Genomic DNA, 13,224 nt, shown 5'->3' with positions numbered 1-13,224 from the left:
GGCGCATCACCCCTTGATGGCTCCGCTGGTCATGCCCGCGACGATCTGCCGGTTGAAGAAGATGTACATGATCAACGGCGGGATCGTCGTGAGCAGGATGTACATGAAGAGCAGGTTGAACTGGCTCACCGTCTGGCTCTGGAAGTTGTAGAGGCCCAGCTGAACCGTCGGGTAGTCGTTGCCCGGGAGGAAGTACAGCGGGTTCTGGAAGTCTCCGTAGACGAACACTGCCTGGACGACGATGACGGTGACGATCACCGGTTTCAGCAGCGGCAGCACCACCGTGAAGAAGAGGCGCATCGGCCCGGCTCCGTCGATGATCGCGGCTTCGTCGAGCTCCTTGGGGATCGTGGCGACGAATGCGCGGAACAGCAGGATGCAGAACGCGAGTCCGAATGTCGCCTCGATCAGGATCATGCCGGGGATCGTCTTGAAGAGTCCGACGCCTTGCAGGACCCAGATCGTCGGCACCACGGCCGGCGGCACGATCAGCGCGGCAAGCACGAAGAAGTTGATGTAGGGGTTCAGCTTGGTGCGCTTGCGCTGCAGCACGTAGCCCACCATCGAGGCGAAGACCACCATGAGGGCGCAACTGAAGACGGTGATGATCGTCGTCCAGAGGAAGGCCCACAACACCTGGTAGTCGTTCTTCTGGATCACCTCGAGGAAGTTGGGCCAGAACTGCCATTCCGTGGGCAGGCTGAACTCGACCAGTCCGGCCTCTTTCGGGTTCTTGGCGGACTGCAGGAACACGAACACGAAGGGCACGATGAAGACCACGATCGAGACGATGATCGCGATGATGCCGACGAGGTATTTCCGCAACCAGCGACGCAGCGTCATCGGGCGTCGGTCCTCCTTCGGGCGACGACCGCCGCGCAGCCTGCGGGCGTCCGCGGTGGTGAGAGTCTCCGTGACGGTCACAGCTCCGCCTCCCTTCTGTTGAGGAACCACGAAAGGGGCACCATGATGGCCGTCACCACGATGAAGAGGATGACGTTGCCCGCGGTGGACAGGCCGAAGAAGCCGGCTTGGTACTGCTTGTAGATGACGGAGGCGATGACGTCGCTCGAGAATCCCGGACCGCCCTTGGTCATCGCCCAGATCATCGCGAACTCGCGCAGGCCGCCGATGAGCGAAAGGATGATCACGGTGGCGGTCGCGGGGCGCACCAAGGGGAGCGTGATGTTCCGGAAGATCGACCAGGCCCCGGCGCCGTCCATGCGTGCCGCCTCGAAGTACTCGTGCGGGATGGCGACGATGCCGGCCATGAAGATGAGGGTCGCGATGCCGACTCCCTTCCAGATGTCGACGCCGGCGACAGTCAGCAGAGCCAGGCTCGGGTCGGTGTACCACCCGGGCTCAGGGAGGTGGAAGAAACCCAGCACGTTGTTGACCACCCCGTGGAACGGGTCGAGGAGAGCCTTGAACGTGAGGCCCACGCCCACGGTCGAGACGAGCACGGGGAAGAAGACGACGGCGCGCAGGTACCCGCGGCCGAGTGTCGGGCCCGTCAGCAGCAGTGCCAAGGCGAGTCCCAGCACCACCTTCGCGGCCGACGTGGTGAACCCGTAGATGAACGTGTTGATGAAGCCCTGCACCAGCTGGGGCTCCTGGAAGAACTGGACGAAGTTCTCGAGCCCGATGAATTGGACGTCGAACAGGGTCCAGCGCGTCAGCGAGAAGTAGAACGAGGCGAACGTGGGCACGGCGAAGAACACGATGAACAGCACGGCCGCCGGGATGTAGAACCAGCTGGGGTATGGGCTCTTGATGCCCTTGCGCTTGGCCGGAGGCTTGGCCGGTTTCGTGGTGGGCGGGGCCGCTCCGGTGGGTGCGACGGCGGTCGTCATGTCATCACTCCTTCGTGAGGCGGGGCCGGCGGCGTGCCACCGCCGGCCCCTTGTCGTGTACCTGATCTCAGCGGATGCGCTGCGGGATCACCAGCCTTCGAGCCCGAGCTGCTGAGCCTGCTTCTTCACGTCCTCGTCATACTGGGCGGCGCCCTCCTCGGGACCGGTGATGCCGGAGCCGACGGCGACGGTGATGTTCTCGAGGTTGGGTCCCTTGATGGGCGACAGGAACTCGAGCGCCGACCCGGTCTTGCCCGAGTCGAAGTAGGCCTGGATGTCGTCGACGAGCGCAGGGACATCGTCGGGCAGGGTGCATGCGCTCGTCACGTACGGGCCGGCGATGGAGCCGCCCTCGTTCTGCACCTGGCAGCCCTCCTCGGAGTTCGCGAACGCCACGAACTTCTTGGCCGCCTCGAGCTTGTCGCCCTCGGTGCTCTTCGCGATGTAGATGGCGTTGGGCTGCCACATGGTGATCGCCGTGTCAGCGGCGTCGGCGGCGGGCAGCGCGAACACGCCGATGTCGTTCACCAGATCGGGGTTGTCCTGCTGCACCTGCGAGATCGTCGCCGACAGCATCGGGTACTGGGCCCCCGTGCCCTCCGCGAGGGCGTTCATCGCCTGCGCGTTGGTCATGGAGGCGAAGTCCTCGTTCAGGAGCCCCTTCTCGTAGACCTCGGCGCCGTGAGCGAACCCGGCGAACGCCGGCTCCTCGACGTACTTCGCGTTCGGGTCGTTGGCGGTGTATTCCTCAGCCCAGTCCGGGTTGACCGCAGAGACGTTCGCGAAGTCGCCGAGCACGAACAGCTGGCTTGTCCAGGTGTCACCGAAGGACTGCAGGATCGGGGCGACTCCGCCGCCCTCAGCCTTGATCTTCTCGCTGTTCGCGATGAATTCGTCCCAGGTCGTGGGAACCTCGAGGCCCAGCTGCTCGTAGACCTTCTTGTTGTAGAGCACCGCACCGGCGAACGAGGTTCCCCAAGGGGCGCCATACAGCCCGTTGTCGGTGGACACGACCTGCTTGAAGTCGTCGGTGAGGTCGGCGACCCAGTCTTCGTCGCTCAGGTCGACGAGGGTCTGGTCGGGATTGAGCGCCTGCAGGAGCGACCCCGAGTTGTAGTGGAAGACGTCGTTCATCGAGTCGGTGGACAGCTTCGTCTTCATGAGGTTGTCACCCTCGGTGCCGCCTGGCTGCGTTTCGAGCTTGACGGTGATGTCGGGGTTCGCCTTCTCGAAAGCGGCGATGAGGGCCTTGGCCTGGTTGGTGTTGGCGTCGTCGTTCTGGGTGAGATAACTGATCTCGACCTTGCCATCGCTCGATCCGCCGCCGCCGCTGCACGCGGCGAGCGGCACGGCGAGTGCCACGATTCCCGCGCCTGCGACGAGGATCCTCCTGGTCGGGGAGCTCTTCATCTTTACCTCCTTGTAAAGCCGAGCGGATGGTCCGCCCACGCTGCCGGATTCCCTGGTGCTGCGCTGATGGCCTTCACCGCCCGGGTGGCGTTGAAACCATTCAACCCTCGTAAGGTACGTCCCTTCCGCGCCGGGGTCAACAGTCGGTCGGAATCGGGCCGTCACGATCGTATAACGGTCTACACGACAGTTGACATCGGACCATGAATCGTTTCACGATGGTCGGACGGGTCGGCAAGGCCGCCGCCCGGCGAAAGGACTCGGCCATGACGGCGCTCCCCCTTCCCGACGCAGAAGACGACGTCACGCGCGTGACGGCACTGCGGACTCAGCACGGCGCAGGCCTTCTGGGCCTGCCCCGCACCGGACTGCGACTGAGCTGGAGCGCCGAGAGCGACGACCCCTCCGCGCGCCTCCTGGGGTACCAGCTCGCGTCCGGCCCCGAGGGCGAAGAGCCGGTCGCCGCGGATCCGGTCGCCGACCCGCGCACGGTCGGCGTCGCCGTCCCCGAAGCGCTCGCCCCGCGCGAGCGCCGGGCGTTCGCCGTGCGGGTCGCGACGACGAACGGCTGGAGCCCGTGGAGCGCGCCGCTCGTGGTCGAGGCCGGTGTCGACGGCAGCGAGCTCGAAGCATCCGTCATCGGCACGGACACGCCCGCCGACGGTCCGGTGCCGCTGCTGCGCACCGAATTCGAGCTCGCTTCCGCGCCGCGCGCGGCCCGCCTCCGGCTGAGCGCCCTGGGCCTCGTCGACGCGTGGATCAACGGCGTCCGCGCCACCGACGCCTACCTCACGCCGGGCTGGACGTCGTATCAGGCGCGCATCCTCGTGGACACGCTGGACGTGACGTCGTCGCTGCGCCCGGGCGTGAACGTCATCGTGCTGGCCGTGGCCGACGGGTGGTACCGCGGCAGCTTCGGGTTCGCGCGCCGCCAGGCCATCTACGGCGAGCGCACCGGCGCGCTCGCACAGCTCGAAGCCGATGGCGAGGTGGTGGCGAAGACGGATGCCTCGTGGCGCGCCGGATTCGGCGCACTCCGCAGCGCCAGCATCTACGACGGCACGGCCACCGACCTGCGCCTCCACGACCCGGCCGTGCACGAGCCCGGGTTCGCGAACGATGCGTGGGTCGCGGCATCCGTCGTGGACGTCGATCTCGTGCGATTCGAGCCGCGCTCCGCGCCCCCGGTGCGCGTCGTCGCAGAACTGCCGATGACGGCCACCGCGCACGGCGGCCGCACGCGTCTGGACGGCGGGCAGAACATCTCGGGCTGGGTGCGCCTGGCGGTACGGGGGCGCGCCGGCGACGTCGTGACCGTTCGTCACGCCGAGGTGCTGGAGCCCTCGGGCGATCTGCACGTCAAGGCGCTGCGTTCGGCGAAGGCGACCGACGTCTACACCCTCGACCGCGACGGCGAGCACCTCCTCGAGCCCGCATTCACGTTCCACGGCTTCCGCTACGCCGAGGTCGACGGCGGGGAGGTGGTCTCGGCCACGGCGATCGCGATCTCCAGCGATCTCGCGCCCCGCAGCACGTTCCGCTCGTCGCATGAGGCGCTGGACCGGTTCCACTCGAACGTGTTCTGGTCGCAGCGCGACAACTTCGTCTCCGTCCCCACCGACTGCCCGCAGCGCGACGAGCGGCTGGGATGGACCGGCGACGCACAGGCGTTCGCCGCCACCGCGAACACCCTCATGGATGCCGAGGCCTTCTGGCTGTCGTGGCTGCACGACCTCGAGATCGACCAGACCGACGAGGGTGGGGTGCCCTCGGTCGTGCCCGACATCATCCGCCCGCAGGACATGCTGATGGGAGGGGTCCAGACACCGAACATGGGCCGGGCCGGGTGGGCTGATGCCGCCACCATCGTGCCGCTGGCGGTCTACGAGTCCTACGGGTCCACGGAGGTGCTGACACGACAGCGTGACAGCATGCGCCGCTGGGTCGAGCACCTGCGCCGGCGCGCCGGCGATGACATCGTGCTCGGGCAGGATGACTTCCAGTACGGCGACTGGCTGGACCCCGACGCGCCCGGCGACCAGCCGTGGAAGGCGAAGGTGTCGAGCGACTTCGTCGCGAACGCGTTCTACGCGCACTCCGCGCGGCTCCTCGCCCGGGCCGAGCGCATCCTCGGCGACCCCGCCAGCGCTGCCGAATACGACGCGCTCGCCGACCGCGTGGGCGCCGCGACGTTCGAGCGGTGGGGCGAGGACGCCGTCCTCACCCAGAGCGGCGCGGCGATCGCGCTCGAGTTCGGATTGGCGCCCGAGGAGCGACGCGTCGAGATCGCCGCGGGCCTCGCGGAGAACGTGCGCCGCGAGAACGGGCGCATCGCGACCGGGTTCCTCGGCACTCCGCTCGTGCTCTTCGCCCTGTCGCACAACGGCTACCTCGACGAGGCGTTCCTCATGCTGCTGCGACGCGAGGCTCCCTCGTGGCTCTATCAGGTGGACCGTGGCGCGACCACGGTGTGGGAGCGCTGGGACGCGATCCTGCCCGACGGCAGCATCCACTCCGGCGCGATGGACGCCCTCCCCACCGAGGACGCCTCCGAGGACGACACCGGCATGCTCTCGTTCAACCACTACGCCTACGGCGCCATGATCGACTGGGTCTACCGCACCGTGGCGGGATTCGCGCCGGATGCCGACGACCCGGGCTACCGCACGGTGCATGTGGCGCCGCGACCGGCGATGGGCCTGGACCGTGCCGCCGCGTCGATCCAGACCCCGCAGGGCCGCCTGGCCATCGACTGGGAGGTCGTCGACGGCGTCTTCGAGGCCACGCTCGAGGTGCCGTTCGGGTCGCGCGCGCTGCTGGACCTGCCGGCGACCGCCGATTCGGAGGTCACCGTCGACGGCGCTCCTGCGCCGGCCGAGCTCCGCCACGGCACACATCATGTGGTCGTGACGGCACCCGCCGTCGCGCGACCCGCGGCTGTCGTGCCGGCCTGATCCCGGCATCCGTCAGCGCATCGACCGCAGACCGCTGCACCACCACAGAGGAGTGACATGAGCAGCCCCCTTCCCACCATCGTCATCGACGCGCCGTACCGCAGCGACGTCGTCGCCTCGCCCACGCCCGAGCTGGGCTGGCGTACCGAGACAGCAGCCGCCGACTGGCTGCAGGCCTCCGCCGAGATCGAGGTCACCCGCGCGGACGGCATCCGGACGCATCGCATCGAGGGGCGCGAATCCACGCGCGTCGCCTGGCCCTTCGCGCCCCTGCAGCCGCGCGAAGAGGTGTCGCTGCGGGTTCGGGTCACCGGCAGCGACGGCGTGGCGGGCCAGTGGAGCGCCGCCCGCCGCGTCGTGGCCGGCTTCCTCGGCGACGGCGAGTGGAGCGCCACGGCGATCGGGCTGGCGGCACCGGCGCGTACCGCGCAGCCGGCGTACCTGCGCGCGGAGTTCGACGTGACCGGCGAGGTGGCCCGGGCGACGCTGTACGCGACGGCCGTCGGCGTGTACCAGGTCGCCATCGACGGCGTCGACGTCGACGACCAGGTGATGAAGCCCGGCTGGACGCCCTATGAGCAGCGCACCATCCACGAGACGACCGACGTGACGGCACTGCTCTCGCCCGGCCGCAACGCGATCGGCGTCCGGCTCGCCGGAGCGTGGGCGACAGAGCGCTTCGGCTTCCGCGACAGCGCGCGGCCGCTGTACGGCGACCAACCCCGTTTCGCCGGGCAGCTGCTGATCGACTACGCCGACGGGTCCAGTCAGTGGGTGCGGACGGATGCCTCGTGGCAGGCGTCGACCGGACCGCTCACCGCCAGCGGGCTCTACGCGGGCGAGGACTACGACGCCCGGCTCGCCCTCGTCGACGCGGCGGGCCGGTCGTTCTCCGAGCCCGGGTACGACGCCGGCGACTGGCAGCCGGTCGCCGAGCGGGAGCCGATCCGCACGCCCGAGGCCCGGGTGTCGCCGTTCGTGCGACGCCTGGACGAGCTCACGGTGGAAGAGGTCATCACCACCCCGAGCGGCAAGACGGTGCTGGACTTCGGGCAGAACCTCGTCGGGCGGCTGCGTCTGCGCGTGTCGGGCCCAGCGGGCACCGTGATCACCCTCCGCCATGCCGAAGTGCTCGAGCACGGCGAACTCGGCACCCGCCCCCTTCGCGCCGCCGCCGCGACCGACCACTACACACTGTCCGGTGAGGGCAGCGAGGAGTGGGAGCCCGAGTTCACGTTCCACGGCTTCCGGTACGCCGAGGTGAGCGGGTGGCCGGGCGAGTTCGACCCCGCCGCGGTGACCGCCGTCGTGATCCACAGCGATATGGAGCGCACCGGCTGGTTCGAGGCATCCCATCCGCTCGTCAACCGGCTCCACGAGAACATCGTGTGGGGTTTGCGAGGCAACTTCCTCTACCTGCCCACCGACTGCCCGCAGCGCGACGAGCGCCTGGGGTGGACGGGCGACATCCAGGTCTTCGCCCCGACGGCGTCGTTCCTCTACGACGTGCGGGGGTTCCTCGACTCGTGGCTGCGCGACCTCGCCCTGGAGCAGGTCGACGGCGTCGTGCCGTTCGTGGTACCCAACGCACTGGGGCAGGCCCGCCCGGCTGCGGCGTGGGGCGATGCGGCCACCGTCGTGCCGTGGGTCCTCCACGAGCGCTACGCCGACCGCGCCACCGTCGAGCGCCAGTACCCGAGCATGAAGGACTGGGCCGACGTGCTCATCCGCCTCGCCGGCCCCCGGCGGCTGTGGGAGGGCATGTTCCAGTTCGGCGACTGGCTCGACCCCGACGCGCCGCCGCACCTTCCCGCGAACGCCAAGACGGATGCCGACATCGTCGCCTCGGCGTACCTGTTCCGATCGGCCGACGCCGTCGCCCGCGCCGCGGCGCTGCTCGGCAAGGACGACGAGGCGCGAGCGTACCGCGAGGTGGCCGAGGAGGTGCGCGCCGCCTTCCTCGAGGAGTACGTGACACCCGCCGGGCGGATGATGTCGGACGCGCAGACCGCGTACGCCATGGCGATCGTGTTCGACATCGCCCCGGCCGACCGGCACGACGCGCTCGGTGCGCGGCTGGCCGAGCTCACACGGCTATCGGGCTACCGCATCGGCACCGGATTCGTCGGCACGCCGATCATTCAAGACGCCCTCACCCGCACCGGGCACCTCGAGACCGCGCGGCGACTGCTCGTGCAGACCGAGAGCCCGTCATGGCTGTACCCCGTCACGATGGGGGCCACCACGATCTGGGAGCGCTGGGACTCCATGCTGCCCGACGGCTCCATCAACCCCGGGGAGATGACGTCGTTCAACCACTACGCCCTGGGTGCGATCGGGGACTGGCTGCACCGCGTCGTCGCCGGGCTGGCACCCGAGGTGGCGGGATATCAGCGGCTGCGCATCCAACCGCGCCCGCTCACCGGATTCGACCACGCGTGGGCGGAGCACCTCACGCCCTACGGCCGCGCGCGCTCCGGATGGTCGCGTCGGGGCGACGTCGTGCGGGTCGAGGCCATCGTGCCGCCGAACACGACGGCTGTCGTGGCGCTGCCCGACGGCCGCGAGTTCGAAGTCGGCTCGGGGACCTACGAGTGGGAGGTGGATGCCGCGGCCGCCGCCCTCGACGGTCACGGCGGCGCCGCCCGCGTGGGGCTGGAGTCGACGCTCGCCGAGATCATCGACGACCTCGAGGCGTACCAGGCGATCGGCGAGGTGCTCGAGGCGGCCGACCCTGAGGCGGCACGGGCGTTCCGCACGACGACCAGATGGAGCCCCGGTCGGGAGCTGGGAGAGGCGCTGTTCATGCACGCCGGACCCGACACGCAACGGCAGATCGCCGAACGTCTCGGCGCCCTCTCCGCCGAGCGCGAGGCGGCGGCAGTGGATGCCTGACGCCGAACAGCCGGGCTCCGCGGCCGAGGTGCCCTACACTCGCGGACAGCGGATGGGAACCGGGAGGCCGTCATGGTGGTGAGCGTGCGGGACGTCGCGGCCGCGGCATCCGTCTCGGTCGGAACGGTCTCGAACGTCCTGAACCGGCCCGAGAAGGTGTCGCCGGCGACGGTCGAGCGCGTCACCCAGGCGATCGAGGAGCTCGGCTTCGTGCGCAATGACGCCGCGCGGCAGCTGCGTGCCGGACGCAGCCGCAGCATCGCCCTGATCGTGCTCGACGCCGGCAACCCGTTCTTCGCCGAGGTCGCGCGCGGGGCCGAGGACCGCGCCGCGGAGTCGGGCATGAGCGTGCTGCTGGGCAACAGCGACGAACGCGCGGACCGCGAGGACGCGTACCTGGAGCTGTTCCGTGAGCAGCGGGTCAACGGCGTGCTGGTCACCCCGGTGGGCGCTGATCTCGCGCGCCTGGAGCGCCTTCGCAGCGGTGGCGTGCCGGTCGTGCTCGTGGACCACGAGGACGCCGGGCGCGAATTCGCCTCGGTGTCGGTGGACGACGTGCAGGGCGGGTACCTCGCCGTCTCGCACCTGCTGTCGACCGGTCGGCGCCGGATCGCGTACATCGCCGGGCCGAGCACGATCCGGCAGGTGGCCGACCGGTTGGAGGGCGCGCGCCGGGCCGTCGCGGAAGTGGACGGCGCCTCGCTCGAGGTGATCGAGATGTCGGCGCTGTCGGTGCTGCAGGGGCGTGAGGCCGGCGAACTGCTGCGAGCGCGGGCGGGGAGCGAGCGACCGGACGCGGTGTTCGCCGCCAACGACCTGCTTGCGGTCGGCGCCCTGCAGGCGTTCACCCTGATGTCGGACGTGCAGGTGCCGCGCGACATCGCGATCATCGGGTACGACGACATCGACTTCGCCTCCGCGACCGTCGTGCCGCTGAGCTCCGTGCGGCAGCCGGCGCACCTGATCGGCTACACCGCCGTGGACCTGCTGCTGAAGGAGCTGGACGAGCCCGACGGCGCGCACGAGCGCACCGTGCGTTTCCAGCCCGAGCTCGTCGTGCGCGAGTCCACCGCGGGCTAGCGGGTGGCCTCCTCGAGCAGTTCGAGGATGTGGCGGTAGTCGGAGCCGGTCGCGCGGGTCATGCCCAGCTCGCACGTACGGTTGCACGACGCGTGCGCCTGCGCGCCCAGCGCGCGCACCTCGGCTGCCTCGGCCGCCGTCGCCGACGCGGTGAGCTCGGGATGCAGCATCCCCCGATCGCCGGCGAAGCCGCAGCATGACCAGGCATCCGGCACCATCACCTCCGTGGCGACCACCCCGGCGACCCGCCGCAGCGATCCGTCGAGCCCGAGCTGCGTGGACGAGCACGTCGGGTGCAGCGCCAGCGACGAGATGATCGCCGAGACCGGCCCCAGCCGGGGCAGCAGCACGCGCTCGGTGAAAGCCACGGCATCCTCGACCCGCGTCGCCACCCCGGCGTCCGCGAGCAGGTGGATGAAGCCCTCCGTGCAGCTCGAGGCATCCGTCACGATCGTCAGCTCGCCCTCACCGGACGCGTCGACGAGCGACGCGGCCACGCGCTGTGCCATGACCTCGCGCCCGGCGGCGAATCCCTTGGAGGTCCACGGCGTGCTGCAGCACAGCGAATCGACATCCTCCGGCACGACCAGCCGGACCTCGGCGCGCTCTGCCAGCCGGCGGAAGGCCTCCGTCACGCCGATACCGCCGCCGGCGGGCCCGAACATCGCATTGACGCACGCCGGCAGGTACACGGCGACCGGCGCGGCATCGCCGGATCCCACCTCGGCCCCCAGGCGCGATCGCGCGCGGCCACCTCGAGGGAGGTCGGCGGCGTAGCGCGGAACGGTGTCTGCGCCGAGGATCGCCCGCCCGACGTCGGTGGCGGCGGTCACCAGTCCGGCCGGAACTCGGTCGGCGAGCGTCAGGCCCGCGCTCGCAGCACGCGTGGCGGCGCCCCACGCGCGCGCCGCGCCGGTCCACGCCGCGCCGGCCGGCCCACTCGCCCGCTCCCGTCGAAGTCTTTTCACCAGGCTCCCGGTGTTGATCAGCACGGGGCACGCGGTCTGACACATGCCGTCGACAGCGCACGTGTCGACGCCGGCGTACTCGTAGTCGCGCTCCAGCTCGGCGACGAGCGCGTGATCCCCGGATGCCTCGGCCCTGGCGATCGCGCGCCGCGTGACGATGCGCTGACGCGGGGTGAGAGTGAGGTCCTTGCTGGGGCAGACCGGCTCGCAGTACCCGCACTCGACGCAGCGGTCGGCTTCGGGCTCGATCGGGTCGGCGAGCTTGATGTGCCGCAGGTGCGCCTGAGGATCGTCGTCGATGATGACGCCGGGATTGAGGATGCCGCCCGGATCGCAGAGGTGCTTGAGTGCGCGCATCACCTCGTAGAGCTCGTCTCCGTACTGCCGCCTCACGTACGGCGCCATGACGCGGCCGGTGCCGTGCTCGGCCTTGAGGTTGCCACCCGCGTCGAGCACGAGGTCGACCATGTCTTCGGTGAACGCCGAGTAGCGGGCCAGCTGCTCGGACGACTCGAACCGGTCGATCAGCATGAAGTGGATGTTGCCGTCCTTGGCGTGCCCGAAGATCACGCTGTCGTCGTAGGCGTACCGCTCGAAGAGCCGCTGCAGGCTGCCGCATGTTCCGGCCAGTCGCTCGACCGGGACCACGACGTCTTCGAGGAGCGCCGTGGTGCCGGCGGGACGCGCACCTGCGACGGAGGCGTACAGGCCTTTGCGCAGCTTCCACGCGGCGGCGCGCTCGCCGGGGTCGGACGAGAACGCGGCGGCCGTCTCGAGCGGCAGCGTGCCGAGCATGCGCGAGCCGCGTGCGACGAGGGCCGCGAGCTCGTCGTCGTCGTGCGCCTCGTACTCCACCAGGAGCGCCGCATGGTCGTGCACCGCGAGACCGGCGATCTTCCGGGGCGCAGCGGCGAGGGACTGGCCGACGCGCAGCGAGGTGGCATCCATCAGCTCCAGCGTGGCGGCACCCGTGGCGACGAGGTCGGGCAGCGCCTGCGTCGCGGCATCCAGGTCGGGGAACACGGTGAGCGCCGTTGCCGCCCGGGGGAGCACCGGGACGGTGCGATACGTCGCCTCGGCGACGAAGGCGAGGGTGCCCTCGCTGCCGACCACCAGGTGGGCGAGCAGCTGCGCGGGCGAGTCGAAGTCGAGGAACGCGTTGATGGCGTAGCCCATCGTGTTCTTCATCGCGAACTGGCGCCGGATGATCTCGACCGACCGGGGATCGGAGACCACCCGCTCGCGCAGGCGCATCAGCGCCTGGACGAGGGTCGGCTCGGCGGCGGTGAGGGCCGCGTCGGCATCGACGGCACCGGAGTCGACGACCGTGCCCGACGCAAGCACGAACACGAGGGACTCGAGTGTGCGGTACGTGTTCTCGGTGACCCCGCACGCCATGCCGCTGGAGTTGTTGTTGACCACCCCGCCGATGGTGCAGGCCAGTTCGCTCGCCGGATCCGGCCCCAGCCGATAGCCGTACCGTGCGAGGCGGGCGTTGACCTGGCGCACCGTCGCGCCCGGCTGCACGCGCACGCGACGACCGTCGTCGAGGACGTCGATCCGCCGGAACCGCTGCCGTACGTCGACGAGGATCCCCTCGGTGGATGCCTGGCCGGAGAGGCTGGTGCCGCCGGAGCGGAACGTGAGCGTCGCACCGGCGCCGCCGGCCTCGCGCATGAGGCGGCCCACCTCCGCGGCGTCGGCGGCGACCAGCACGGCTTGAGGGGTGAGGAGGAAGTGCGACGCGTCGCTCGCATACGCCACTCGGTCGATGGCTCGGACCTTGACGCGGGATGCCTCGGCCATCGTGCGTGCGATGGCCTCGGGAACGCGCGCCGGCGTCGACGTGGGCTCTTCGGCGTCCGCGCTTCTTGGCATGGGAACTCCTCGCTGAGCTAGACTGCAACCACATTCACAAGAGAATGGATATGCAAGCTCCTATGGACATGCAGACTACCCCGTCGGCGCCCGTCTCTTCCAGTGCGCGAGCGTCGGGGGCGGCCGCGTCTGGGGCTCCGAAGGTGGCCGACGAGCGGTATTGGGAGAGCACGTCGCCCGGGGCGG

The 13,224-nt window shown here is 70.0% G+C and carries 7 protein-coding genes; 3 read left to right on the top strand and 4 right to left on the bottom strand.

From position 1 onward, the window contains the following. Positions 1-6: 6 nt before the first annotated feature. The 3 genes from C9992_RS08730 to C9992_RS08720 all read right to left on the bottom strand — a co-directional run bounded on the left by C9992_RS08730 (position 7) and on the right by C9992_RS08720 (position 3,263). Positions 7-924 carry a carbohydrate ABC transporter permease gene (locus C9992_RS08730; RefSeq protein ID WP_235008134.1) on the bottom strand — a complete coding sequence of 306 codons (918 nt, stop codon included), beginning with the start codon at positions 922-924 and terminating at the stop codon, positions 7-9. Next, the gene (locus C9992_RS08725; RefSeq protein ID WP_106815168.1) at positions 921-1,853 is read right to left on the bottom strand and encodes a carbohydrate ABC transporter permease; all 933 of its coding nucleotides are present in this window, start codon (positions 1,851-1,853) and stop codon (positions 921-923) included. Before C9992_RS08725 ends, C9992_RS08730 begins: the two co-directional genes overlap by 4 nt. Before the next feature lie 87 nt (positions 1,854-1,940). After that, a complete protein-coding gene (locus C9992_RS08720; protein WP_106815167.1) occupies positions 1,941-3,263 on the bottom strand; it encodes an ABC transporter substrate-binding protein in 1,323 nt (440 codons plus the stop codon). A 266-nt stretch (positions 3,264-3,529) separates the two neighbouring features. On the opposite strand from C9992_RS08720, the gene C9992_RS08715 reads away from it, so the two are divergent. From C9992_RS08715 to C9992_RS08705, 3 genes are all read left to right on the top strand, one after another. Next, complete coding sequence (locus tag C9992_RS08715) at positions 3,530-6,217, top strand: alpha-L-rhamnosidase (RefSeq protein ID WP_160150853.1); 2,688 nt, start codon at positions 3,530-3,532, stop codon at positions 6,215-6,217. Positions 6,218-6,274: 57 nt separating this feature from the next. Further along, positions 6,275-9,112, top strand: a complete 2,838-nt coding sequence (locus tag C9992_RS08710) for an alpha-L-rhamnosidase (RefSeq protein WP_106815165.1) — start codon at positions 6,275-6,277, stop codon at positions 9,110-9,112. Positions 9,113-9,184: 72 nt separating this feature from the next. Beyond that, on the top strand, positions 9,185-10,192 hold the full coding sequence (locus C9992_RS08705) for a LacI family DNA-binding transcriptional regulator (protein WP_106815164.1): 1,008 nt from the start codon (positions 9,185-9,187) through the stop codon (positions 10,190-10,192). On the opposite strand, the gene C9992_RS08700 is transcribed toward C9992_RS08705, so the two are convergent. Then, positions 10,189-13,038, bottom strand: coding sequence for an FAD-binding and (Fe-S)-binding domain-containing protein (locus tag C9992_RS08700; protein ID WP_200826268.1), 2,850 nt, complete (start codon positions 13,036-13,038; stop codon positions 10,189-10,191). The two genes, C9992_RS08705 and C9992_RS08700, sit on opposite strands and share 4 nt — an antisense overlap. Positions 13,039-13,224: the final 186 nt, after the last annotated feature.

Source organism: Microbacterium timonense (assembly GCF_900292075.1).
GTDB classification, from domain to species: domain Bacteria; phylum Actinomycetota; class Actinomycetes; order Actinomycetales; family Microbacteriaceae; genus Microbacterium; species Microbacterium timonense.
Note: the sequence above shows the minus strand (reverse complement) of the source record. Positions and strands in the feature narration are given on the sequence as shown.

What these genes read in the sequence shown, in the direction of transcription:
- C9992_RS08725 (WP_106815168.1), bottom strand. Translation starts at nt 1,853, where the DNA reads ATGACGACCGCCGTCGCACCCACCGGAGCGGCCCCGCCCACCACGAAA.
- C9992_RS08720 (WP_106815167.1), bottom strand. Translation starts at nt 3,263, where the DNA reads ATGAAGAGCTCCCCGACCAGGAGGATCCTCGTCGCAGGCGCGGGAATC.
- C9992_RS08715 (WP_160150853.1), top strand. Translation starts at nt 3,530, where the DNA reads ATGACGGCGCTCCCCCTTCCCGACGCAGAAGACGACGTCACGCGCGTG.
- C9992_RS08710 (WP_106815165.1), top strand. Translation starts at nt 6,275, where the DNA reads ATGAGCAGCCCCCTTCCCACCATCGTCATCGACGCGCCGTACCGCAGC.
- C9992_RS08705 (WP_106815164.1), top strand. Translation starts at nt 9,185, where the DNA reads ATGGTGGTGAGCGTGCGGGACGTCGCGGCCGCGGCATCCGTCTCGGTC.
- C9992_RS08700 (WP_200826268.1), bottom strand. Translation starts at nt 13,038, where the DNA reads ATGCCAAGAAGCGCGGACGCCGAAGAGCCCACGTCGACGCCGGCGCGC.